The sequence below is a fragment of the Streptomyces sp. NPDC090798 genome (genome assembly GCF_044768965.1).
In the GTDB taxonomy this organism is placed as follows: Bacteria; Actinomycetota; Actinomycetes; order Streptomycetales; family Streptomycetaceae; genus Streptomyces.
The window spans coordinates 23,819-47,233 of the sequence record NZ_JBIVXA010000001.1 but is presented as its reverse complement, the minus strand read 5'-3'; the positions used below and the strand labels follow the sequence as shown (position 1 = coordinate 47,233).

Here is a 23,415-nt window from a genome sequence, read left to right as displayed (position 1 = left end):
GTCGACTTCGGTGGGCATATACGACAAATGACCCGAACAGCTCAGACCGAGGTCGACCTCCCCGTCCGGCGGACCGCCCGTGGCGCGACCGCGCTGCGCGGCGGCGCCGCCCGGCGCCCCACGCCCTATCAGGTCTTCGGCGGACTGTTCTGGCTGGTGCTGTGTCTCGCCTCCTGGCGGGTGCCGATGTGCTGCGACTTCGGCCAGCACGCGGCGGTCGTCGAGCGCCTCAAGGCGAACCTCCTGCATCCGGCCCATCCGACGGCGGACCTGCCGGGCGAGGGCAGCCCCTTCTACTCGCCGTACACCGTGGCGCAGGGCGCCTTCGCCCGGCTGACGGGCCTCGCGGGCTGGGAGGTGGTCCGGCTCTCCGCGCCGCTGAACCTGCTGGTGCTGCTGACGGGGATCGGCCGCTTCGTCCGCGTCCTGGCGCCCCGCCGCCCCTGGGCACCGGTGTGCGCGCTGCTCGCGATGGTGCTGCTGTGGGGCACCGAGCGGGCCTGGTCGAGCGGCTACCTCGGGCTGATGTCGATGACGGGGAACCTCGGCTACCCGTCGACGTTCGCCATCGGACTCACCTTCTGGGCCTGGGCGCTCACGGGCACGCTCGCGGGAGGGATCGGCGGCCCGGTCCGGTACGTCGGGCCGAGCGGGCTGCGGAGCCTGTCCGGGTACAAGGGGCTCGGCGTCCTGTACGGACTGATCCTGCTCGTCCATCCGATCACCGCGTCGGCGGCGGCGCTCGGGGCGGTGGCGTTCGTGGCCGGGTGGCAGCGGGGATGGCGGGCCGCCGTGGCGGTCCGGTGGGCGGTCACGGGGGCGGCGGCGCTGCTGACCGCCCACCTCTGGCCGTACTTCGACGTCCTCACGCTGCCCGGGGACCACAGCATGGACGCGATGCACCGGCGGCTGTACGAGGGGGTGCCCGGGCACTTCTGGCTGGCGCTGATCGGGGTACCGGCACTGTGGCTGCGCACGCGGCGCTCCTGGCGGGACCCCCTGGTGCTGATGTTCGCGCTGGACTGCCTGGCGGTGGCGTACGGCTGGGTCAGCGGGCACTACACCTACGGCAGGATCCTGGGACTCGCGCTCGTGGCGCCGCAGTTCGCGCTCGCGGTCGAGCTGGCGGCGGCGCGGCCGTGGCCGGTGTGGCGGCGGACGCTGGGGGTGGTGGCGGCCGTCGGCGCCTGCGTCGGTTTCCTCACGGTGCAGGCCGGTGCCGTCGTACCGCGTTCACTCGATCCGGTGAGTTTCGACCAGCCGCCGCGCTGGCCGTCGTACGACTGGGCGGCGCAGCACATCAAGCCCGGCGAGGTGGTGATCGCCGACGGGTACTACGCCGCCCGTCTGATCCCGGGCTACGGCCCGAACCTGGCCGCGCCCGTGTGGCCGGACGCGGGACTGGACGAACGGGAGCGGGTACGGCGGCTCACGGCCGTCCGGGGGTACCTCGACCCCGCGTCGACGCGCGCCGGGCGCTCGGCGGTGGTGCGGCGGTATCACGTGCGGTGGCTGTTGCTGACCCGGGAGCGCCGGGTGCCGGCGGAGGCGACGGTGGTGGCCTGGAGTTCTCAGACCGGTGAGGTGCTGGCCCGGGTGGGGGCGTGCGTCAAGGGGTGTTCGCTGACCGCGGGCGGTGGGGGCCGAACGCGCAGTTCCCCGCACCCCTGAAGGGGCACGGGGCGCAGGGCGCGTTTCACGACCTCACGGAACTCTCCCGAGCTACTCGATGACGAGCTCGACCGGGATGTTGCCGCGGGTGGCGTTGGAGTAGGGGCAGACCTGGTGGGCCTGCTCGACCAGCTTGCGGCCGGTGGCCTCGTCCACGGAGTCGGGGAGCTCGACGCGGAGCGTGACGGCCAGGCCGAAGCCCTCGCCCTGCTTGCCGATGCCGACCTCGCCGGTCACCGCGGCCTCGCTGACGTCGACCTTCGCGGCGCGGCCGACGAGGCCGAGCGCGCTGGCGAAACAGGCGGCGTAGCCGGCGGCGAACAGCTGCTCGGGGTTGGTGCCCTGGCCACTGCCGCCCATCTCCACCGGGACGGCCAGCTGGAGGTCGAGCTTGCCGTCGGAGCTGACGGCGCGGCCCTCGCGGCCGTGGGTGGCGGTGGCGACAGCGGTGTAGAGCGCGTCCATGGAGACCATCCCTCTCAAGTCAAGGTCTTGCCGGGGCGGCCAGTCCGACCGCCTTACGTCCTCAATTAGAGCACGCAATTCAATTGTGCACAACTTAATGGCGGGCAAGAGCTATCCTGGAGTCATGACCGCCATGCCGACCCCGAGCCCCCAGGCTCCGTCCGACGGGGACTACCTCCGTCTCGACCAGCAGATCTGCTTCTCCCTGAACGCCGCCTCGCGCGCCTTCGGGGGCGTCTACCGGGTGATCCTCAAGGACCTCGGGCTCACCTACCCCCAGTACCTGGTGATGCTGGTGCTGTGGGAGCACGGCGAGCTGCCAGTGAAGAAGGTCGGCGAGCATCTGCGGCTCGACTCCGGGACGCTGTCCCCGCTGCTCAAGCGGCTGGAGGCGGCGGGTCTGGTGCGGCGGGAGCGCAGCGCGGTGGACGAGCGCTCCGTTCACGTCCATCTCACGGACGAGGGCACGGCCCTGCGCGAGCGTGCGCTGCTCGTGCCGCGCCGGATCGCCGCGGCCACGGGCGCGAAGCTCGAGGAGATCCGGGAGCTGCAGGCGCGGCTCGACCGGCTCACGGCGGCGTTGGACGCGGCGGCGCTCGACCCCGCGACCCAGGCCTGACCCCGACAGGCCCTAGCCGTGGCGTACGTACAGGCGAAGGGTGACGCCCCTGCGGACGATCTGCTCGCGCAGGGTGAATTCCTGGGTGAGTACGGCGCGTTTGGTTTCCTCGGTCGCGACCGAGGTGTCCGGATGCCAGTTCGGCCGGAACACGAACGGTTCACAGATCAGCCACACCCGGTCGAGCCGGCCGAGCCGGCTGCGCAGTTCGCGCGGGCCCACTTCCGTCCCGTACAGCGTCCCGGACGCCATGGCGGACGTCTTCAGGGCGACGTCGCGCACCCCGCCGAAGCCCTCCGGATAGGCCAGCGCCGAGCGACGTGCGAGCGACGGCAGGTACAACACCGGATCGCCGGGCCGTAGTTCACGACCGGCGACGGCGGAGACGGCGGCGAGGTTGTCGGGACGACGGGCCGGGTCCCGGTCCTTGCGAAGCAGGGGGAACTGGACGGTGAGGACGAGGGAGACGGCGAGGACACCGGCGAGGGTGACGAGGCGGGGAGCCGCGGCGCCCGGCAGCCGTGACACCCACCCGGTCAGCCGCTCCGCCCCCGCCGCCGCCAGCAGCGGCGCCCCCGCCAGCGCGTACAGCACATACCGCTCGTCGTACAGCGGCCGGAAGCGGGAGACCGCGATCAGGACCGTCGGCGGGACCAGCAGCAGCGGCAGGGCGACCGCCAGGAGGGTCGCCTCGCCGCGTCGCGGGACCGGGCGCCACAGGGCGAGGGCGATCAGGAACAGGTAGGGCACGAACACCAGTTGGGCCTGACCGAGGAACGCGTGGATCAGGTGGTCCACGCTCTTCCGGTTCGGCATCGCCAGCCATGCCACCTGCGCCGATTGCCGGTGGGAGACGAGCGCGAGCGGCGACAGGACGAGCACCGCGGCCCCCGCCGCGACACCCCATCGCCACCACACCCGCCACGGCATCCGCGCCAGCGCCAGGGTCGTGCCGTGCGCGAGCAGGAGGAGTACGGCGAACTCGTGCAGCAGGCAGGTCACGGCGACGGTCACGCCGTACGCCCACCAGCCCCTGCCCCTGCGCAGGGCCCGCACGAGGAGCAGGGTCGCCCCCGTCGCCCCGGCCGCGACCAGGGCGTACGACCGGCCCTCCTGGGCGAAGTGCCCGGTCAGGGGGGTGACCGCGTACAGCAGTCCCGCCCAGAGGCCGACGCGAGGGTTGCACAGACGGGTCCCCAGGGCGGCGACGAGACCCGTGGCCGCGGCGGCGCCGACGACCGAGGGCAGGCGCAGGGCGACCTCGCCGGGGGCGGGGACGAGGACGAGATGCATGAAGAGGTAGTACAGGCCGTGCACCGCGTCGACGTGGTGCAACAGATGCCAGATCTGCGGAACCGAGCGCCGCGCGACCTGATAGGTGGCCGCCTCGTCGCGCCACATGCCCCCGCGGTCGAGCCTCCAGAGCCCGAGCGCGAGCATGACGACCACGGGCAGCACCACGGCGACGACGCGCGCCACGGGCTCGGCCGGGACCTCCGAGACCTCCGGAGCCTCCTGACGGCCGGCGCCAGACCGTTTCATTAACACCCTTACCCCCATGTCCAAATTCTTACTATTAACTAACCTTCACTAGCCTTGATGGCGTATCAGCTCTCTTGAGGCATCCGAGAGCTTACGATCCGGCCTTGATGAGCGCATACCTGAGCCCCCGAGGCCGATCCCGCCTGTTCCCCCTCGCCGCCGCCTGGGTGGCGACCCGCGCCCTGATGCTGTGGCTGCTCGCGCACGACGACCTCTCCGTGCTGGGCGGCGGCGGGGTCTCCCGCGAGGTGAGCCACCTCTACTTCCGCTGGTACGAGACCCTGTCGCACGGTGCCTATCCGGCGGGCGACCGGCTGTGGCAGTACCCGCCGGGCGCGGGCCCCGTACTGCTCTCGCCCGGGCTGCTGCCGGGCCTGACGTACCCGCACGCCTTCGTGGCCCTGACGCTCGTCGCGGACGCCGTGATCGTGCTGGCCCTGGCGCGCGCGGGCAGCAGACCCGGCCGCAGCCTGCGCGGCGCGGCACTGTGGACGCTGGGCCTGCCGTTGCTGCTGCACATCCCGCTCGCCCGCTACGACGTACAGGTCACGGCGTTCGCCGTCGTCTCCCTGCTGGTACTGAAGCGCTCCCCGCGCGCGGGCGGCGCGTTCGCCGCACTCGGCGCCCTGGTGAAGGTCTGGCCCGCGCTCGCCCTCATCGGCACACCCCGGGGCCGTACGACCCGGGAGGCCTGGACGGCGGCGGTGCTCACGGGGGTCACCCTGCTCGCCGTCCTCGCGACGGCGTTCAGCAACCCCTTCGACTTCCTGCGCCAGCAGGGCGGCCGGGGCGTGCAGATCGAGTCGCTGGGCGGCACGGTGCTCGGCTTCGCGCGCCACGCGGGCTGGCCGGGCACCGTGCGCTACCAGTACGGCGCGATGGAGTTCGTGGGCCCCTACGTCCAGACCGTCGCGACCCTCTCGCTCGCCCTGACGGCCGTCTCCTTCGCGCTCCTGCTGCTGTGGCGGGTGCGCGCGCGGCACTGGACGGCGGCGACCCCCTACGACGCCGCGCTCGCCGCTGTGCTGATGTTCACGGTGACGAGCCGGGTGATCAGCCCCCAGTACATGGTGTGGCTGCTCGGCCTGGCCGCCGTGTGCCTGACCTCGCGGCACACCACACAGCGCCCGGTGGCCGCGCTCGTCGTCGCGGCGACGGCAGTCAGCTCCATCGCCTACCCTGCCCTGTACGGGGAGGTCATCGACAGCACCTGGACGGGCTGTTTGCTCATGCTCATCCGCAACGGTCTGCTGGCCGCCGCGGCGGTGCTGTCCTTCACCCGGCTCTGGCACTCCGGACTTCCCGCGCTCATGGTGGATCGACTGAAAGACGACACACAGAAACGGAACCCTCACCCGATTCCTGTCGTCTTCCGGACCGGCCACTAAGTACCTCTTAACGGAAAATTACTGTCAAGCCCTACGATTTTGGCCCGTGGATTCTATGAAACCTCACCACTCGCAGGTCTGTGTCGTCGTCATCGGTTACAACGACGCCGACCACGTGACGGACGCGGTGCGTTCGGCACTCGCTCAGGGCCCGGCCGTCCGGGAGGTGCTCGCCGTCGACGACCGCTCGACCGACGGCAGCGCCGACCTCCTCGACCGCCTCGCCGCCGATGAGCCGCGCGTGAAGGTCATACGCCGCTCGGAGAACAGCGGCGGCTGCGGCAGCCCCCGCAACGACGGCATCGACGCGGCCACCGCCCCGTACGTGATGTTCCTGGACAGCGACGACGTGCTGCCGCCGGGCGCCGTGGACGCACTGCTCGAAGCGGCGCGGGCACAGCGCACGGAGGTCGCGGCGGGACTGTGCGTACGCCGCGAACTGCCCTCGGGCCGCGAGGTTCCCTGGGAGCGCGATCTCTACGTGAAGCCCGCGCTGATCCCCCACCCGTCGCAGCGGCCCCGTCTGGTCCACGACACGCTGTGCGTCAACAAGCTGTACCGAACCGACTTCCTTCGTGAACACGCGATCCGCTTCCCCGAGGGCCGTCACCCCTACGAGGACTTCGTGTTCACCGCGCGCGTGCTGGCCGCCGGGCCGCGCGTCGCACTGATCCCCGACACGGTGTACGTGTGGCATGTGCGGCGCGACGCCCAGCAGTTGTCGATCTCGCTGGACCGCGCGGACATCGAGAACTGGCGCTCCCGCACCGAGGCGCACCACACGGCGTACGAGATCCTGCTCGGCGCCGGTGAGAAGCAACTCGCCCGGGCCGCCAACGCCAAGTTCCTCGACCATGAACTGCGCATGTACGCCCGCGAGTTGGAGCTGCGCGACGCCGACTACCGGCGGGCCTGGTGGCAGCTCACGCGCGCGTACCTGTCGACGTTCGACGCCGGCGACTTCACCGTCAACCCGACCGCCCCGGGCCGGCTGATCGCCCGTGTCGTGCTCGCCTCCGAAGAGCCCCGCGACCTGCCGCGCCTCAAGGAACTCGCCGCCCGCCCGGCCCGGTTGCGCCCGCCGTACGCCCGCACCGCCGACGGCACGCCCGTCTGGTCGGACGACCTCCCCCAGGTCACGCTGGACCACTACCTGGAACGCCCCGCGCACATGCTGCCCGCCGCGATCGACGCCGAACTGCGTCCCCACGCGCGTGCGGCCCGGCTGCGGCTGCGCCTGCACGACCTGTACGGACGGCTCGCGGAGGCCGGTCCGGCCTCCGCGGACGTGGAGTTCGCGCACCGGGACGAGGGGCGGATCGGGCTGAGCCTGCCGGTCGAGCTGACGCAGGACGCGGGCCGGTCCACCTGGTCGGGCGAGCTGCCGGTGGACCTGTCCGCGCTGGGTTCGGGCACCTGGGACCTGCGGCTGCGGGTTCACTACCGTGACGGTTCGAGCCGGGACGTCACCGCGCACGCGGTCGGCGGCGGGGGCCTGCTGCGCCGCCGCGCGGTCCCGAACCTGCGCTACGGCATCCTGCTGGTGCAGCCCTACCGCACCCACGCGGGGGCGCTGGCGCTGCGTCTGGCGCCCGGACTGCGAGGGATGGCCGACGTGGTGCGCCGCCGGCTCAAGCGCCTGCTTCACTGATACGCGAGCGTCCCGGCGATCTCACCGGCGCCGCTCTCCCGTCTCACAGCACCGATCTCGCACCGATTCACACTGATTCACACCGATCTCACTGATCTCACTCCCGAGGGGACGACCGTTCATGACCTGGCTGATCACCGGCGGCGCCGGCTACATCGGGGCGCACGTGGTGCGCGCGATGCGGGACGCGGGCGAGCAGGCCGTGGTCTACGACGACCTGTCCACGGGCATCGCCGAGCGGGTCCCCGCCGACGTACCGCTGGTGGTCGGCTCGACGCTGGACGCCGAGCTGCTGGCCCGCACGATCGAGGAGCACGCGATCACCGGCGTGGTCCACCTCGCGGCGAAGAAGCAGGTCGGCGAGTCCGTCGACCTCCCGCTGCACTACTACCGCGAGAACGTCGAGGGCCTGCGGGTTCTCCTGGAGGTGGTGACGGCGGCGTCCGTCGGCTCCTTCGTGTTCTCGTCCTCCGCCGCGGTCTACGGCATGCCGGACGTCAATCTGGTGACGGAGGAGACCCCGTGCGCACCCATGAGCCCGTACGGCGAGACGAAGCTGGCGGGCGAGTGGCTGGTCCGCGCGACGGGCCGCGCCACGGGCCTGTCCACGGCGTCGCTGCGCTACTTCAACGTGGCGGGGGCGGCGACCCCCGAACTCGCCGACGTCGGTGTCTTCAACCTCGTCCCCATGGTCTTCGAGAAGCTCACGCAGGACGCGCCGCCGCGCATCTTCGGTGACGACTACCCGACGCCCGACGGGACGTGTGTACGGGACTACATCCACGTGGTGGACCTGGCGGAGGCCCACGTGGCCGCGGCCCGCGCCCTCGAGGCGTCGCCCGGGCGGGACCTGACCCTCAACATCGGCCGCGGGGAAGGCGTTTCGGTCCGCGAGATGATCGACCGGATCAACGCGATCACCGGCTACGACCGTCCGGCGGTGACCACACCGCGCCGCCCCGGCGACCCGGCGCGCGTCGTCGCCTCCGCCGACCGCATCGCGGTGGAACTGGACTGGAAGGCGAAGTACGACGTCCAGGACATGATCACGTCGGCATGGGCGGGGTGGGTACGGCTGCACCCCGGCGCGGCGCGCTCGTAGGTCCTCTGTAGGCCGAGGTTCTGTAGGCCCAGGTCTCGTCGGCCCAGGTCCTCTCCGTCCAGGTCCTCTCCGTCCAGGTCCTCTCCGTCCAGGTGCTGTCCGTCCAGGTGCTGTCCGGCGGACAGGACCTAGACGGAGACGGTCTGCGGGGTCCGGCTCCGGCTCTGCTCGGATTCCAGCCGGGGAAAGGTGACGCCGGTCAGTTCCTCGGAGGCCGCCCACAGGCGGACCGCGGACACCGGGTCGCTGGCCGCGGCCGAGCGTCCGACCAGTGTCGGCGCGCCGCGCATCTCGCCGAGCCCGTCGGGCCCCACGTAGCTGGCGCCGGGCAGGTCCTGCGTCGCGGCGTACAGCGTGGGCAGGGCGCCGGCCTTGCTGTCCTGGGCGATGAACCGGTTGCCCACCGCCATCAGTGTGCGCCGCAGCACGCTGGCGTCCCGCCCCTGGAGGCCGGTGGCGGCCCAGCCGGGGTGCGCGGCGAGGGCCCGTACGGACGAACCCGCGGCGGCCAGCCTGCTCTGGAGTTCCAGGGTGAACAGCAGATTGGCGAGCTTGGACTGGCTGTAGGCGGCGACGGGCGAGTACTCGCCGGTCAGGTTCAGGTTCTCGAAGTGGATGCGGGGGGTACCGGGCATCTTGTGCGCCCCCGAGGACACGGTGACCACCCGGTCGGTCAGGTGCGGCAGCAGCAGGTTCGTCAGGGCGAAGTGCCCGAGGTGGTTGGTCCCGAACTGCATCTCGAAGCCGTCCTTCGTGCCGGCCTCGGGGATGTTCATGACGCCCGCGTTGTTGATCAGCAGATCGAGTTCGCCCCGCCAGGACGCGGCGAACTCGCGTACGGACGCGAGGTCCGCGAGATCCAGTCGGCGCACCTCCACGCTTCCGTTGACGGTGCGGGCGGCGGCCTCGCCGCGCTCCGGGTCCCGTACGGCGAGGACGACATGGGCGCCGGCCCGGGCGAGGGCGTCGACGGTGGCGATGCCGAGCCCGCTGTTGGCGCCGGTGACCACGGCCGTACGGCCGCGCTGGTCACCGATGCCGCCCTCGTTCCACTTGCTGTTCCGGTCAGCCGAGTGCTTGGTAGCCATAGTCCGAATGTAGACGCCGACAACAATGATGTCAACGACAACAATGATGGCGATGCCAACAAAGCTGACAGCGCCAACAATGTAGTCGCCGGTTACATACCGGATAGACTGTCGGGCATGCAGACCCGCCCTCGCCGCTACCACCATGGAGACCTGCGCGCCGCACTGCTGACCCGCGCCGAGGAGACACTCGAGGAGAAGGGCCCCGGCGCCCTGTCGCTGCGCGAACTGGCCCGCGACCTGGGCGTCAGCCACGCGGCCCCGAGCCGGCACTTCAAGGACAAGCAGGCCTTGCTGGACGCGCTGGCCCTGGTCGGCTTCGAACGGCTCCTGGCCACCCTGACCGCCTCGCAGGAGACCGCGGGCGAGTCCTTCGCCGACCGGCTCGGCGCCCTGGCCCGCACCTACGTGGGCTTCGCCACCGCCAACGCGGAACTCCTCGACCTCATGTTCGCCGTCAAGCACGACCCGGAGGCGTCCGAGGCCCTGGTCAAGGCCGCCCAGAGCATGGGGGGTCTGGCAGCGGAACTCATCACGCAGGCCCAGCGCCGGGGCGAGGTCCGCGAAGGACCCATGGAAACCATCGCCATCCCGATCTTCAGCACCCTCAACGGCTTCGCGCGGCTCGCGGTCAGCGTCACCCTGCCCGGCGAAACCCTGGACAGGGATCTGGAACACGTCATCGCCCACACCCTCCGCGGCTGCGCCCCGGACGCCCCCGCACCAGGCTGACCCCATGACCCGCCCTCAAGAACGCGCCCTCGGCACCGTTCTCGGCTCCGCCGCGGGAGACGCCCTCGGCGCGCCCTGGTCGGTGAGCAGTCCGAGGAAGCCGTAGACGTAGTGGGAGATCATCCAGAGGAAGTCGCCGAGCCTCGGGCAGCAGCCCGGCGCCGACGACCACGAGTGTCAGCGTGGCCGTGATCGGCAGCACGGTGACCTGGTGCGGTGCAGCCCACTACCTGTCGCCGTTCGACCGCGTCCCGTTGCCGTTCAACCCCGTCGTCGCCGCGGTCGCGGGCGCTCTCACAACGCCCGCAGCGCCGCCGCCGTAGCCCGGGCCAGGCTCGCCAGGTACCCCTTCGGCAGCTTGGGCCCGCGGACCACCACCGCCCGCCAGTACAGCGGGCCCGACATGAGGTCGAGCGCGAGTTCCTGGTCGATCCCCTCGCGTACCTCGCCCCGCGCGGCCGCCGCCGCGACGATCCCGCTCGCCACTCCCTGCTGGCCTTCCCGCAGCGCCTTCTGCATGGCGTCCGCGATGTCGGGGTTGCGGGCCGCCTCCGCCTGGAGGTCCGGGATGATCTGGCCGGCCACGGGGTGGCGCAGCGCACGGGAGGTGACCTCGTACAGCAGGCGCAGGTCGCCCTCCAGGGAGCCCGTGTCGGGGGCGGGCAGTCCCTGGACCGCGATGGCGGAGACCAGGTCGAGCACCAGGTGCAGTTTCGAACGCCACCGCCGGTACACCGCCGTCTTGCCGACGCCGGCGCGGCGCGCGATGCCCTCGATGGACATCCGGGCGTAGCCGACGGCCGCGAGCTCCTCGAAGACGGCGGCCCTGATCGCCTCGGTCACGTCCTCGCGCAGCACGGCCGCCCCCGCCGGTGCCCTACGACGCGGGGCCTTCCCGGCAGCACTCCCCGCATGCGCGGCGGCACTCGTGGTGTCGGCGTTCGTCGTCATGCCTCCCAGCATAGGGCGTGACGACGAAACGGTTGCGTTCCGACGTCGAAAAGCCATAGTCTCGCGTTGCGACGATACGGTCCCGTCCCGACGTAAGAAGCTGGCAAAGCGGCAGTAAGAAACGTCAAGGACGGCCCGCGCATCCCACCCCCCGAGCGAAAGCAGCGGATGTGAGCCAGGTCCTCCACACACCGCCGACGTCGGTTCCCCCCACCGACGATCCCGCGGCGCTCGCCGCCCGGTACGGCCTCACCGTCAGCGGCGCCCGCCCGACCCTGCCGGAGTACGTCCGCCAGCTCTGGGCACGGCGTCACTTCATCACCGCCTTCGCCACCGCCAAGCTCACCGCCCAGTACAGCCAGGCGAAGCTCGGCCAGGTCTGGCAGGTGGCGAACCCGCTGCTGAACGCGGCGGTCTACTACTTCATCTTCGGTGTGCTGCTCGGCACCAAGCACGGTGTGCCGGACTTCGTGCCGTTCCTGGTCACCGGCGTCTTCATCTGGACCTTCACACAGAGCTCGATCATGGCGGGCACCCGGGCGATCTCCGGCAGCCTCGGCCTGGTCCGCGCCCTGCACTTCCCGCGGGCCGCACTGCCGGTGTCGTACGCCATCCAGCAGCTCCAGCAGCTGCTGTTCTCGATGGCCGCGCTGGTCGTCATCCTGCTCTGCTTCGGCGTTCCGGTGAGCGCGTCGTGGCTGCTCGTCGTGCCCATCCTGACGCTGCAGTTCGTCTTCAACGCGGGCGTGGCGATGGTCATGGCGCGGATGGGCGCCAAGACGCCGGACATCGCACAGCTCATGCCGTTCGTGCTGCGCACCTGGATGTACGTCTCCGGTGTCATGTGGAGCATCGCCTCGACGCTCAAGCACAGCCACATGCCGCACTGGGCGATGGTCGCGCTGGAGAGCAACCCGGCCGCCGTCTACATCGACCTGACGCGCTACGCGCTGATCGACAGCTTCCACGCCCACCAGCTGCCGCACCACGTGTGGGCGCTGGCGACCGGCTGGGCGCTGCTCGCCGGGGTCGGCGGCTTCATCTACTTCTGGAAGGCCGAGGAGACGTACGGACGTGGCTGACATGGCTGACACCCTCACGCAGGACGCCCGGCCCCAGGGTGCGGCCGGCAGCGCCGACGCGCTCGTCCCCACCGTCGTCGCCGACCACGTGGACATCGTCTACCGGGTCAACGGCACCGGTGCGGGGCGGGGCAGCGCCACCGCCGCGCTCAACCGCATGCTGCGGCGCAAGCAGGCCGAGCAGGCCGCGGGCGTACGCAAGGTGCACGCCGTCAAGGACGTGTCCTTCACCGCCTACCGGGGCGAGGCCATCGGGCTGATCGGCACCAACGGCTCGGGCAAGTCCACCCTGCTCAAGGCGGTCGCCGGCCTCCTCCCCGTGGAGAACGGCAAGATCTACACCGACGGTCAGCCCTCGCTGCTGGGCGTCAACGCGGCCCTGATGAGCGACCTCACGGGTGAGCGGAACGTCTACCTCGGCGGGCTCGCCATGGGCATGTCCCGCGAGCAGGTCAGGGAGCGCTACCAGGAGATCGTCGACTTCTCCGGCATCAACGAGAAGGGCGACTTCATCACCCTCCCGATGCGGACGTACTCCTCCGGGATGGCGGCGCGGCTGCGGTTCTCCATCGCGGCGGCCAAGGACCACGACGTGCTGATGATCGACGAGGCCCTCGCCACGGGGGATCGCTCCTTCCAGAAGCGCTCCGAGGAGCGGATCCGGGAGCTGCGCAAGCATGCGGGCACCGTGTTCCTGGTGAGCCACAACAACAAGTCGATCCGGGACACCTGCGACCGCGTGCTCTGGCTGGAGCGGGGGGAGCTTCGCATGGACGGGCCCACGGAGGATGTGCTCGCGGAGTACGAGAAGTTCACGGGGAAGTAGGCGGGACGAAGCAGGGGCGCGGGGAACTGCTCGATGTCGGCCGCGAGTTCGTCGTGGCCGGTCGCGCAGTTCCCCGCGCCCCTTCGGGGCGCCTCCGCTCACCTCTCCAGGAAGGTGAAGAGCTCTTCCCACCTGCGGACGATCTCGTCCGTCGTGTAGCGCTGGATGTTGACGCGGGCCGCCTCGCCGATGCGGTCGCGCAGGTCCTTGTCGGACATCAGGATGTCGAGACGACGGGCCAGTTCGCCGGTGTTGCCCAGGGCCGCGAGGAGACCGTCCTCGCCGTCCTGGATGATCTCGTGCACGCCGGGAGCGCAGTCGAAGGCGGCACACGGGAGGGCGGTCGCCATGGCCTCCATGAGGGCGAGGGGGAAGCCCTCGCCGCGGGAGGACAGGACGAAGACGGAGCCGCCGCGCAGGGCGCCCGGTACGTCGCTGGTGCGGCCCATCCACTCGACGGAGTCGTCGAGGCCGAGGGCGGTGCACTGCTTCTTGAGCATCTCCTCGTCCTCGCCGGAGCCGAAGATCCGCAAGGTCCAGTCGGGATGGCGGGGCGCCACCTCGGCCCAGGTGTCGAGGAGCATGTCGATGCCCTTCTGGTCCGAGAGCCGGCCGACGCTGACGACGACGTTCTCGGTGCGCGAGGAGGGCACCTCGGGCATGAAGGGGATCGGGTTCGGCATGAAGGACGCGTTGTCGAGGCCCTGGCGGATCCACAGGTCGGCGTCCTCGCGGGTGAGCGCGAGCATCCGGTCGACGTCCTTGTAGTGCTTCTGCACCCGCCCGAAGCGCGAGGTCGCCTTCGAGTACGCGAAGGACTCGTGGCTCATGCCGATGACGGTCAGGCCGGTGGTGTCGGCGAGTTCCACCCACTCCATCGCCCACACCTGCGTGACGATCACGACGGCGCCGGGGCGCGCGGCCCGGAACAGCCGGGTCAGCTTGGCGGCCTGCTCGCGCATGCCCGCCGCCCGTTCGGCGCGCAGCCTGCGCTCGGCGACGTTGAGCCGCCCCTTGATGCCGCGCGCGGAGCCCACGCGCGGCGGGTGGACGTCGTACAACGTCGTGGTGGGGTACGGGAGTTCGCCGAGCTCCTGGACGACCGCGGGCGCGGTGATGCCGATGACGTGGACGCGGTGGCCGCGTTCGGTGAACAGCCGGGCCATCTGGTGCGACCAGCTGGTCACGCCGCCGAGCTCGTCGACGCTGTTGGAGACGAAGAAGACGTCCCGCTCGCTGTACGCGGTCACGCGCGCCTCCACTGGGAGAAGAACTGGTCGACGATGCTCTGCGCGGCGTTGCCCTGGTCGAACTCGCCGAAGTCGGCGACGAACCGCTCGCGCGGGGCCGCGTACTTGACCTTCTGCTCCTCCAGCGAGTCGAGGACCGCGTGCAGCTCGTCCTCGGTGCGGACGACCGGGCCGGGGGCCCTCTCCAGCAGGTCGAAGTAGGTTCCGCGGCCCTCGTGCACGTACTCGTCGTAGTCGTACGTGAAGAAGAACATCGGGCGGTCGAGAAGGGAGTAGTCGAACATCACGGACGAGTAGTCGGTGATCAGACCGTCGGCGAGCGCCAGCAGGGGGGTCATGTCGTGGTAGTTCGTCACGTCGATGATCCGGCCGCGCACGGAGGGCGGCAGCACGACGTGGTTGAGGTAGTGCGAGCGGACCAGGAGGACATAGCGGTCGCCGAAGGTGTCGGCGAAGCGCTCCACGTCGAAGGGCAGCTCGAACCGGCGCTTGCCGCCGCGCTGCCGGAAGGTCGGCGCGTACAGCAGGATCTGCTTGTCCTCCGGGATGCCGAACTCGGCCGCCAGTGCGCCGCGCTCCCGCTGCCCGGTGGCCTCCTCGCGCTCCTTGGCCTGGACGAGCGCGTCGTTGCGCGGGTAGCCCACCCGCAGCAGCGTCCGTTCCTGGAGCCGGAACGCCCGCGCGAGAGTGCGCACGTCGTGCTCGGAGCGGATCAGGAAGCGGTCGAAGCGGTCGAGGGTGCGCTGCTGCTCGGCCTGCTCCTCACGGGACTTGAGCTTCCACTCCGGCTCGTCGAAGCCCATCCGCTTGAGCGCCGAACCGTGCCAGGTCTGGATGTACGTCGTCTCGGGCCGCTTGGTGACCTTCAGCGGGTAGCTCTGGTTGTCGACCCAGTACTCGGCCTGGGCGAGCGCCTTGAGGTACGGCAGCGACCAGCGGCGTACGAGGGTGGCGTCGTCCGGGAAGCCCTGGGGACTGTCCGCGTAGGCCCACACGGCCTCGAACTCGATGCCCTGGCGGCGCATCTCCTCGTAGATGGCCTTGGGGCTGTCGCTGTACTGCCGGCCCAGGTGGCTCTCGAAGACGACGAGGCCCTTCTTGACGGGCAGGCGGCTGAACACGTCGTGGTAGACGCGGAGCTTGGTGTCACCGGAGGCGAGTTCCTTGCGCAGCGCCTTGACCTTGCGGTAGCCGGTCTTGGCGAGCCGCCCGGTCGGGCCCTGCACACCGCGCTGGACGAGTTCGTTGGCCTTCTTGTCCGGGACGAGCCGGAAGGAGAGGTGGCCGCGGGAGGAGACCTCGGGCTCGATGCGGTCGGCGACCAGCCGGGTGAGGCGGGGCCGCACGGGCAGGTGCCCCTGGGCCAGCTCGGGCTCGGAGGCCGTGAGCCGGGTCGCGGTGCGGACCGTCCTGGCTCCTTCGCCCTCACCGGCGACGGCGAGGTGGAGGCGTACGTCCCACACCGCGTCCACGATGCCGAGCGGGCGCAGGCCCTTGGCGAGGTCGGCCGAGGCCTCCCAGGCGATGACCGCGCCCTCGTGCCGCACGGTGGCCACCGGGAAGCGGAAGGTCTGGAAGCGCACGCCCGGCCGGCGGGCGTAGAACTCCAGCTGCGCGGAGAGCCGGGCGTCGGGCGGGATCACGCCGAGCGGGTTGGTGATGCGCCCGGCCAGCCGGACGGTGCCGTCGGTCTCCGCGTATCCGGTCAGCGCGTTGCGCAGGAACATCTTCTCGACCGGCTTGGTGTGGTAGCCGAGCTCGGTGACGTCCAGGACGTGCCGGGCGAAGGCGTCGTGCTCGATGTGCTCGGCACACCAGTACACGCGCCCCTCGTGCTCGACGAGCGGCGAGGAGATCTTGTCGCGGTTGCTGAGCGTGTCCACGGCGGGCAGCAGGTTGTCCCAGTCGGCCTCGTGGAGGAGGTACGCGCAGATGGCGTGGATCGGCTCGATCTCGTCGAAGGCGACGCGGTCGATCGACTCCAGGTAGGTCCGCGCGATCTGCGCGAACTCCTGGCGGTAGGTCTCGTCACGGAAGGGCAGCTCGCGCAGGTGCAGCACCAGGTCGTGCTTGAGCCACTTGACGTCCTTGGCGAACTTCAGCTCCAGCAGGCCATGATCGGCGAGGAGCTGGTCGACCCGGCGGTGGATCTCCATGCGGTGCGTGAAGTTGGCGATCTCGTCACGCCGGTTGCTGATGGACTTCACGGCCGTCTTCGGCTTGTCCACGATCCGCCACTCGTACACCCGGTTGGGGATGAGCGTGATGCGGCGGGCGGCCACGTAGGCCTGCGCGGAGAACAGCAGGTCCTCGTAGTGGATCCCGACCGGGAACTGAAGGCCCTCATCGAGCAGGAACTGCCTGCGATAGCACTTGTTCGTCGACAGCGTGTCGAAGACCAGCAGGTCGGGCAGCTCGGAGATGGACTCCAGGGTGCGCGTGCGGTCGTACAGCCAGGGGTACCACTTGACCTCCTTGCCGGTGCGCGAGTCGACGTGCACACGCACGCACAGGCCGGAGACGAGGTCGGCGCCGGTGGACTCGGCAGCCTCCAGCATGTTGCGGCAGGCGTTGCGCTCCAGGACGTCGTCACTGTCGAGGAAGAGGACGTAGTCGCCGCGGGCCTGCTGGATGCCGTGGTTGCGGGGGGCGCCGCAGCCGCCGCTGTTCTCGGGCAGCCTGAAGGCCCGGACGCGGTCCGGGTGCGCGGCGGCCAGTCGCTGTGCCACGTCGTACGAGCCGTCCGTGCTGCGGTCGTCGACGATGACGACCTCGACACCGCGCAAGGTCTGGTCGAGAACGGAGCGCACGGCCGTCGTCAGCCGGGACGCGTCGTTGTAGACGATCACGACCACGGACACGGCGGGCACGGCTGCTGTTTCTGCTGGCGGGCGGGGGTGATCCACACTCATCCTATTAATGCTAGACATTCCTGATGGTTCAACCTAGGCGATCTAGTCCATTTGCGTATCACCTAGGTAGATGCCGATCACAGGCAAAGGGTTGCGAGCGACTGTCTAGCGGCTGTGCTTCACCTGTTCGAACACCCAGGTGCGGTACACCAGGAAACGGAACGCCGAGGCCAGCACGATCGACAACGCCTTGGCCAGGTTGGAGCCGAGCGGGGTGTCCATGCCCAGACCGTGGTAGCCGATGTAGAACAGTGCGCTCTCCATGATGACGCCGATGCCGCTGAAAGCGAAGAACAGGGCGATCTGGCGTCGGCTGCGCGAGGCCCGGTCACGATACGCGAAGAAGCGGAAGCCGAGGTAGTTGCTGCCCATGGCGACACAGCTGGCGATGACCGTGGCGGCCATGGGGGCCCACTTCAGGCCGTGCAGGAGAAGGTTGAAGACCAGGAAGTTGACTGCGATACCGCTACCGCCGACGGCTCCGAACTTCACCACTTCGAGGACGATCCGCCGGGTCCTTTCGATCGCCCCGGGAGGAGTGGCGGCTGGTGCGGGCTGGGGCGGTGCGGGGGCCTGTCGGCCTGCACGGGCCCGCCCCTCGGAGAGGTTCACGGTCACAATTGTCCCTTTTATCAGCAATAGGTAAATTCCAGTTCCGGTTTTCCCGAGAGATCTGCAAGAGCGAGGCAAGAGGGCGGCCAGGGCGTTTGCGCCTGCCCGCACGAACAGGGGCAGCCCCGGCCACCGCGGCCGGGACTGCCCCCATCGACGTACATCCGATCGAGTGAAAAAGGCCACTCAGAGGCGACCTACGAGTGCGTCCGCAGGAGCGTCCGCATCGTGCGCATCGCCACCGACAGGTTCGCCAGGTCGAACGAGTCCGAGGTCTGGATCTCCTCCAGGGTGGTGCGGGCGCGGCCCAGGATCGCCGCGTTCTTCTCCTCCCAGGCCTTGAAGCGCTGCTCCGGGGTCGAGGTGCCGTTGCCGACGGCGAGCACGTCCGCGGTGAGCGCCGCGTGGGCCGCGTACAGGTCCTCGCGGATCGAGGCGCGGGCCATGGACTGCCAGCGGTCGGCACGCGGGAGCTCGATGATGCGGTCCATGAGCTGGGTGATGTTCAGGCGGTCGGCGAGGTCGTAGTAGACCTCGGCGACGGACATCGGGTTCTTGCCCATGCGGTCGGCCACGGCGACGATGTCCAGCGTCGGGAAGGCCGAGGAGAACCCGGCCACGTGCGTGGCGAGCTCCTCGGGGACGCCGGCGCCGGTCAGCTCCTCGAAGATCTGCTGGTACCACTCCAGGTCCGCACCGCGCAGCAGCTTGGGCAGCTCGCCCCAGACCTGCGCGACCCCCTCACGGAAGAAGGAGATGTTCTCGGCGAGCTGGAGCGGCTGCGGCCGGTTGTTGAGCAGCCAGCGCGTGCCGCGCTCGACGAGACGGCGCGAGTGCAGCCGGATCCGGGTCTGGACGTCGGCGGCGACGACATTGTCGAGCGCCTCCACCGCGTCCCACACCTTGCTCGACTCGAAGATCGCACGGGCCGCGGTCTGCGCCCGGACGATCTCCTCCAGGGACGCGCCCGTCTCCTCACGGAGGCGGTGCAGGAAGCTCGTACCACCCGTGTTGACCGTGTCGTTGACCAGGACGGTCGTCACGATCTCACGGCTCAGCGCGTGCGCCTCGATCTGCTCGCGGAACTTCTCGCGCAGCGCGGTGGGGAAGTACGCGAACAACAGCTTCTGCAGGTGCGGGTCGTCGGGCAGCGAGGTGGCGAGCAGCTCGTCGGCGACGGTGATCTTCGTGTACGCGAGGAGCACGGCCGTCTCCGGACCGGTCAGGCCCTGCCCGGCGTTGAGCCGCTCACGGATCTGCCGCTCGTTGGGCAGGAACTCCAGCGCCCGGTCGAGGTGACCCTCCCTGACCAGGAAGCGCAGGAAGCGCTGCTGGGCGTGGAGCATGCTCGGCGACTGGGCCAGCGCGTTGGCGATCGCCACGTTCTGCGCGTAGTTGTTGCGCAGGACCAGCGCGCCGACCTCGTCGGTCATCTCGGCGAGCAGCTTGTTGCGCTGCTTGACCGTCAGATCGCCGTTGGTCACGACCGCGTTGAGCAGGATCTTGATGTTCACCTCGTGGTCGGAGGTGTCCACGCCCGCGCTGTTGTCGATGGCGTCGGTGTTGATCTTGCCGCCGTGCTGGGCGAACTCGATCCGGCCCAGCTGGGTCAGACCGAGGTTGCCGCCCTCGCCGACGACCTTGACGCGCAGGTCGGCGCCGTCGACGCGGATGGCGTCGTTGGCCTTGTCCCCGACGTCCGCGTGCGACTCGGTGGACGCCTTGACGTACGTACCGATGCCGCCGTTCCACAGCAGGTCGACCGGCGCCTGCAGGATCGCCTTCATCAGGTCGGCCGGGGTCATCTTGGTGACGCCGGCCTCGATGCCGAGGGCCTCGCGGACGTGCGCGTTGACCGGGATCGCCTTGGCGGTCCGCGGGAAGACTCCGCCACCGGCCGAGATCAGCTCGGTGTTGTAGTCGGCCCAGGACGAGCGCGGCAGCTCGAAGAGGCGACGGCGCTCGGCGTACGAGGTCTCCGCGTCCGGGGTCGGGTCGAGGAAGATGTGCCGGTGGTCGAAGGCGGCGACCACGCGGATGTGCTCGGAGAGCAGCATGCCGTTGCCGAACACGTCACCGGACATGTCACCGACGCCGACGACGGTGAAGTCCTCGGTCTGGGTGTTGACGCCCAGCTCCCGGAAGTGCCGCTTCACGGACTCCCAGGCACCGCGCGCGGTGATGCCCATCTTCTTGTGGTCGTATCCGGCCGAGCCGCCGGAGGCGAAGGCGTCCCCGAGCCAGAAGTTGTAGCTCTCGGCGACCTCGTTGGCGATGTCCGAGAAGGTCGCGGTGCCCTTGTCGGCGGCGACGACGAGATAGGTGTCCTCCCCGTCGTGCCGGACCACGTCCACCGGGGGCACGACGTCACCGGCGACCAGGTTGTCGGTGATGTCGAGCAGCGCCGAGATGAAGGTCCGGTAGCTGCGGATGCCCTCCGCGAGCCAGGCGTCACGGTCCACGGACGGGTCGGGCAGCTGCTTGGCGACGAAGCCGCCCTTGGCGCCGACGGGCACGATGACGGTGTTCTTCACCATCTGCGCCTTGACCAGGCCCAGGATCTCCGTCCGGAAGTCCTCCCGCCGGTCGGACCAGCGCAGACCACCGCGCGCGACCTTGCCGAAGCGCAGGTGCACGCCCTCCACCTTCGGCGAGTACACCCAGATCTCGTACGCCGGTCGCGGCGCCGGCAGGTCCGGGATGGCCTGCGGGTCGAACTTCATGGAGACGTACTCGTGCGGCTTGCCGCCCAGCGCCTCCTGGAAGAAGTTGGTGCGCAGGGTCGCCTTGATGAGGGTGAGGAAGGAACGCAGGATCCGGTCCTCGTCCAGGCTGGCCACCTGGTCGAGAGCGGCGTCCAGCTCCTCCATCAGCGCGTCGGTCAGCTCAAGACCGGCGCTCTGCCGGTCCGGCGACATCCGCGCCTCGAAGAGCGAGACAAGCAGCCGCGTGGTGTGGACATTGTTCCGGAGGGTGTCCTCCATGTAGTCCTGGCTGAAGGTGGAGCCCGCCTGGCGCAGGTACTTCGCGTACGCGCGCAGCACCATCGCCTGCCGCCAGGACAGCCCGGCGCTCAGTACGAGGGCGTTGAAGCCGTCGTTCTCGGCCTGGCCGGTCCAGGTGGCGGCGAAGGCCTCCTGGAAGCGCTCGCGGCCGTCGTCACCGAGGTAGTCCCCGTTGCCGTTGAGCCCCTTGGGCAGGCGCAGCCCGAAGTCGTAGATCCAGGCCGTCGTACGGTCCGAGCAGCGCAGCTCGTACGGGCGCTCGTCGGTGACCTCGACGCCCATGCGGTTGAGGGCCGGCAGGACCGCGGACAGGGAGACCTGCTCGCCGGTGCGGTAGATCTTGAAGCGGCGCTCGCCGGGACCGGCACCGACCGGCTCGTACAGGCTGAGCGCGAAGTCCTTGCTCCGGTCGCGGGTGAGCTTCTCCAGGTGGACCAGGTCGGCGACCGCGGCGCGCGGGGTGTGGTCGGCCTTGTAGCCCTCGGGGAAGGCGCTGCCGTAGCGGCGCAGCAGCTCGGCCGCGCGCTCCTCGCCGCACTCGGCGTTCAGCGCCTCGGCGAAACCGTCGGCCCAGGAGCGGGCGGCCTCGACGAGCCGCACCTCGAGCCTGTCCTTGTCGGCGTCGCTGAGCTGCGCCAGCTCGGTGCCCTGCGGGACGCGGACCACGAAGTGCAGCCGGGAGAGGATCGACTCGGTGTTCCAGGCGGTGAAGTCGACGCTGGTGCCGTTCAGCTCCTCCTTCAGGATGTCGATGATCCTGAGGCGCACCCCGGTGGTGTAGCGGTCGCGCGGGAGGTAGACGAGGGCCGAGTAGTAGCGGCCGTACTCGTCCTGGCGCAGGTAGAGGCGCAGCCGGCGCCGCTCCTGGAGGTAGAGGACGCTGGTGACGATGGAGCGCAGTTCGTCGGCGGGCGTCTGGAAGAGCTCGTCGCGGGGGTAGGTCTCCAGGATCTGGAGCAGGTCGCGGCCGTCGTGGCTGTTGGGCGAGAAGCCCGCGCCCTTGAGGACCTCCTCGACCTTGCGGCGGACCACGGGGACGCGGCGCACGGACTCGGTGTACGCGGCCGAGGAGAACAGGCCCAGGAAGCGCCGCTCGCCGATGACGTTGCCCTCGGCGTCGAACTTCTTCACACCGATGTAGTCGAGGTAGGACGGCCGGTGCACGGTGGCGCGGCTGTTGGCCTTGGTGAGGACGAGCAGCTTGTGCTCACGGGCCTTGGCGCGGGCGTCGGCGGGCAGCCGCTCGAAGGACGGGCTGACCGGGTGGCTGTCGTCACCGCCGTGCTGCGGGTCGGAGCGCAGGATGCCGAGTCCGGTGCCGGGGACGGCGGCCAGCGAGTCGTCGTCGCGCAGCTCGTACTCGCGGAAGCCCAGGAAGGTGAAGTGGTCGTCCGAGAGCCAGCGCAGCAGCTCACGGGCCTCCTCGACCTCCAGGTCGCGCAGGTCGTCGGCGGTCGGCTCGGTGGGCAGTTCCTCCGCGATGCGCAGCGCGGCGTCGCGCATCTTCTCCCAGTCCTCGACGGCCTCGCGGACGTCGGACAGGACGCGCAGCAGATCGGCGGTGATCTGCTTCAGGTCGGCACGGTCGGTCTCACGGTCGATCTCGACGTGGATCCAGGACTCGACGTGCGCGTCGTGCGGCAGATCCTCGATGGTGGGCCGGCCGGGCAGCACCTCGATGAGCTCGCCGGTCAGATCGCGCCGTACGACGAACTGCGGGTGGATGACGAGGTGGATGCCGCGGCCCTGCCGGGACAGCTCGTTGGTGACCGAGTCGACGAGGAAGGGCATGTCGTCGGTCACGACCTCGACGACGGAGTGGCTGCAGGTCCAGCCGTTCTCCTCGACGGTGGGCGTGTGCACTCGGACGTTGGCCGTGCCCTGAGGGCGGTTCTCGGCCAGTCGGTAGTGGGAGAAGGCGGCTCCGAAGACATCGACCGGGTCGCGGTCGGTCAGGTCCTCCGGGGCGGTGTGCAGGTAGTAGCGCTGGAGGAACGCGAGCACGGTGTCCTTGTCCGGAGTGCCCTCGCTCGTCGTCCCAGTCGGTAGGTGCCCCCCGACCGGGCTGTTCTCAGCTACCCGGGCAGCCCTCTCGAGCAGCTCGGCCTTGGCTTCGTCCAGCTTGGTCTGCATTGTCCTCTGGCTCCTGTCGCGCGCCGTTGCGTGACGTAGAAGGAAGTACGGTCTCTTCTCCGACGTAACGCCGTGACGCGGGGTGTCCGGTCTGGTCCGACGCTATGCCGCATGGAGAGATGAGCGGGGTGGTATCGGCCATTCTCGGCACCTGCGGCGACTGTGACGCTGATCTCCGCGTCGTCCGTCCCCGGGGTGTCCGCGGCCTGCGGAGCACGCTCGCGATTCCGCTTGCGCCCGCGTTTCCGCTGGTGCTTGCCGCGGTCGCCGCTCCGTCCCGCCCATGAAGACCAGCGATCGCCGCCCGGTCACGGATGTCGTCCGTGCGCTCCGGGCGCGAGGCAGGGGCAACTGGGCCCCCGCGAGATATCGCGCTGATCACGCCA

General features: G+C 70.2%; 16 protein-coding genes. 8 read left to right on the top strand and 8 right to left on the bottom strand.

Features of this window, described 5'->3' with window-relative positions; all coding sequences use genetic code 11:
• Window positions 1-27: 27 nt before the first annotated feature.
• Window positions 28-1,671, top strand: coding sequence for a hypothetical protein (locus ACIQTP_RS00180; protein ID WP_403394805.1), 1,644 nt, complete (start codon window positions 28-30; stop codon window positions 1,669-1,671).
• Between the two features lie 51 nt (window positions 1,672-1,722).
• On the opposite strand, the gene ACIQTP_RS00175 is transcribed toward ACIQTP_RS00180, so the two are convergent.
• The gene (locus tag ACIQTP_RS00175) at window positions 1,723-2,136 is read right to left on the bottom strand and encodes an organic hydroperoxide resistance protein (RefSeq protein ID WP_261687152.1); all 414 of its coding nucleotides are present in this window, start codon (window positions 2,134-2,136) and stop codon (window positions 1,723-1,725) included.
• A gap of 124 nt (window positions 2,137-2,260) precedes the next feature.
• Between ACIQTP_RS00175 and ACIQTP_RS00170 the strand changes: the two genes are divergently transcribed.
• Window positions 2,261-2,755 (top strand): MarR family winged helix-turn-helix transcriptional regulator, encoded by a 495-nt coding sequence (locus ACIQTP_RS00170; protein ID WP_403394803.1) that lies wholly within the window; start codon window positions 2,261-2,263, stop codon window positions 2,753-2,755.
• A 12-nt stretch (window positions 2,756-2,767) separates the two neighbouring features.
• On the opposite strand, the gene ACIQTP_RS00165 is transcribed toward ACIQTP_RS00170, so the two are convergent.
• Complete coding sequence (locus ACIQTP_RS00165; RefSeq protein ID WP_403394801.1) at window positions 2,768-4,297, bottom strand: glycosyltransferase family 39 protein; 1,530 nt, start codon at window positions 4,295-4,297, stop codon at window positions 2,768-2,770.
• Window positions 4,298-4,404: 107 nt separating this feature from the next.
• On the opposite strand from ACIQTP_RS00165, the gene ACIQTP_RS00160 reads away from it, so the two are divergent.
• The 3 genes from ACIQTP_RS00160 to galE all read left to right on the top strand — a co-directional run bounded on the left by ACIQTP_RS00160 (window position 4,405) and on the right by galE (window position 8,438).
• Entirely contained in the window at window positions 4,405-5,685 is a 1,281-nt protein-coding gene (locus tag ACIQTP_RS00160) for a glycosyltransferase 87 family protein (RefSeq protein ID WP_403394799.1), read from the top strand.
• Between the two features lie 55 nt (window positions 5,686-5,740).
• Window positions 5,741-7,336: a glycosyltransferase gene (locus ACIQTP_RS00155; protein WP_403396030.1), complete on the top strand. Its 1,596-nt coding sequence runs from the start codon at window positions 5,741-5,743 to the stop codon at window positions 7,334-7,336.
• A gap of 121 nt (window positions 7,337-7,457) precedes the next feature.
• Window positions 7,458-8,438 carry a UDP-glucose 4-epimerase GalE gene (gene galE / locus ACIQTP_RS00150; protein ID WP_403394798.1) on the top strand — a complete coding sequence of 327 codons (981 nt, stop codon included), beginning with the start codon at window positions 7,458-7,460 and terminating at the stop codon, window positions 8,436-8,438.
• 128 nt (window positions 8,439-8,566) lie between these two features.
• Here the strand turns inward: galE and ACIQTP_RS00145 are convergent, their stop codons facing one another.
• Window positions 8,567-9,526 carry an oxidoreductase gene (locus ACIQTP_RS00145; RefSeq protein WP_403394796.1) on the bottom strand — a complete coding sequence of 320 codons (960 nt, stop codon included), beginning with the start codon at window positions 9,524-9,526 and terminating at the stop codon, window positions 8,567-8,569.
• A gap of 117 nt (window positions 9,527-9,643) precedes the next feature.
• On the opposite strand from ACIQTP_RS00145, the gene ACIQTP_RS00140 reads away from it, so the two are divergent.
• Entirely contained in the window at window positions 9,644-10,258 is a 615-nt protein-coding gene (locus ACIQTP_RS00140; protein ID WP_403394794.1) for a TetR/AcrR family transcriptional regulator, read from the top strand.
• 294 nt (window positions 10,259-10,552) lie between these two features.
• Here the strand turns inward: ACIQTP_RS00140 and ACIQTP_RS00135 are convergent, their stop codons facing one another.
• Window positions 10,553-11,209 carry a TetR/AcrR family transcriptional regulator gene (locus tag ACIQTP_RS00135; protein ID WP_403394792.1) on the bottom strand — a complete coding sequence of 219 codons (657 nt, stop codon included), beginning with the start codon at window positions 11,207-11,209 and terminating at the stop codon, window positions 10,553-10,555.
• A 170-nt stretch (window positions 11,210-11,379) separates the two neighbouring features.
• On the opposite strand from ACIQTP_RS00135, the gene ACIQTP_RS00130 reads away from it, so the two are divergent.
• Window positions 11,380-12,291, top strand: coding sequence for an ABC transporter permease (locus ACIQTP_RS00130; protein ID WP_402040795.1), 912 nt, complete (start codon window positions 11,380-11,382; stop codon window positions 12,289-12,291).
• A gap of 1 nt (window position 12,292) precedes the next feature.
• Entirely contained in the window at window positions 12,293-13,117 is an 825-nt protein-coding gene (locus ACIQTP_RS00125) for an ABC transporter ATP-binding protein (RefSeq protein ID WP_402041690.1), read from the top strand.
• A 98-nt stretch (window positions 13,118-13,215) separates the two neighbouring features.
• Here the strand turns inward: ACIQTP_RS00125 and ACIQTP_RS00120 are convergent, their stop codons facing one another.
• From ACIQTP_RS00120 to ACIQTP_RS00105, 4 genes are all read right to left on the bottom strand, one after another.
• The gene (locus ACIQTP_RS00120) at window positions 13,216-14,367 is read right to left on the bottom strand and encodes a glycosyltransferase (RefSeq protein WP_403394790.1); all 1,152 of its coding nucleotides are present in this window, start codon (window positions 14,365-14,367) and stop codon (window positions 13,216-13,218) included.
• Entirely contained in the window at window positions 14,364-17,279 is a 2,916-nt protein-coding gene (locus tag ACIQTP_RS00115) for a CDP-glycerol glycerophosphotransferase family protein (protein WP_403394788.1), read from the bottom strand. The genes ACIQTP_RS00120 and ACIQTP_RS00115 overlap by 4 nt, the downstream gene beginning before the upstream one ends.
• A 105-nt stretch (window positions 17,280-17,384) precedes the next feature.
• Window positions 17,385-17,774 carry a GtrA family protein gene (locus tag ACIQTP_RS00110; RefSeq protein WP_403394786.1) on the bottom strand — a complete coding sequence of 130 codons (390 nt, stop codon included), beginning with the start codon at window positions 17,772-17,774 and terminating at the stop codon, window positions 17,385-17,387.
• A 314-nt stretch (window positions 17,775-18,088) separates the two neighbouring features.
• Window positions 18,089-23,029 (bottom strand): NAD-glutamate dehydrogenase, encoded by a 4,941-nt coding sequence (locus ACIQTP_RS00105; RefSeq protein ID WP_403394785.1) that lies wholly within the window; start codon window positions 23,027-23,029, stop codon window positions 18,089-18,091.
• Window positions 23,030-23,415 lie beyond the last annotated feature (386 nt).

Bases quoted from the DNA above. Each gene is read 5' to 3' on its own strand.
- ACIQTP_RS00180 (WP_403394805.1), top strand. From the start codon at position 28: ATGACCCGAACAGCTCAGACCGAGGTCGACCTCCCCGTCCGGCGGACC.
- ACIQTP_RS00175 (WP_261687152.1), bottom strand. From the start codon at position 2,136: ATGGACGCGCTCTACACCGCTGTCGCCACCGCCACCCACGGCCGCGAG.
- ACIQTP_RS00170 (WP_403394803.1), top strand. From the start codon at position 2,261: ATGACCGCCATGCCGACCCCGAGCCCCCAGGCTCCGTCCGACGGGGAC.
- ACIQTP_RS00165 (WP_403394801.1), bottom strand. From the start codon at position 4,297: ATGAAACGGTCTGGCGCCGGCCGTCAGGAGGCTCCGGAGGTCTCGGAG.
- ACIQTP_RS00160 (WP_403394799.1), top strand. From the start codon at position 4,405: ATGAGCGCATACCTGAGCCCCCGAGGCCGATCCCGCCTGTTCCCCCTC.
- ACIQTP_RS00155 (WP_403396030.1), top strand. From the start codon at position 5,741: ATGAAACCTCACCACTCGCAGGTCTGTGTCGTCGTCATCGGTTACAAC.
- galE (WP_403394798.1), top strand. From the start codon at position 7,458: ATGACCTGGCTGATCACCGGCGGCGCCGGCTACATCGGGGCGCACGTG.
- ACIQTP_RS00145 (WP_403394796.1), bottom strand. From the start codon at position 9,526: ATGGCTACCAAGCACTCGGCTGACCGGAACAGCAAGTGGAACGAGGGC.
- ACIQTP_RS00140 (WP_403394794.1), top strand. From the start codon at position 9,644: ATGCAGACCCGCCCTCGCCGCTACCACCATGGAGACCTGCGCGCCGCA.
- ACIQTP_RS00135 (WP_403394792.1), bottom strand. From the start codon at position 11,209: ATGACGACGAACGCCGACACCACGAGTGCCGCCGCGCATGCGGGGAGT.
- ACIQTP_RS00125 (WP_402041690.1), top strand. From the start codon at position 12,293: ATGGCTGACACCCTCACGCAGGACGCCCGGCCCCAGGGTGCGGCCGGC.
- ACIQTP_RS00115 (WP_403394788.1), bottom strand. From the start codon at position 17,279: ATGAGTGTGGATCACCCCCGCCCGCCAGCAGAAACAGCAGCCGTGCCC.
- ACIQTP_RS00105 (WP_403394785.1), bottom strand. From the start codon at position 23,029: ATGCAGACCAAGCTGGACGAAGCCAAGGCCGAGCTGCTCGAGAGGGCT.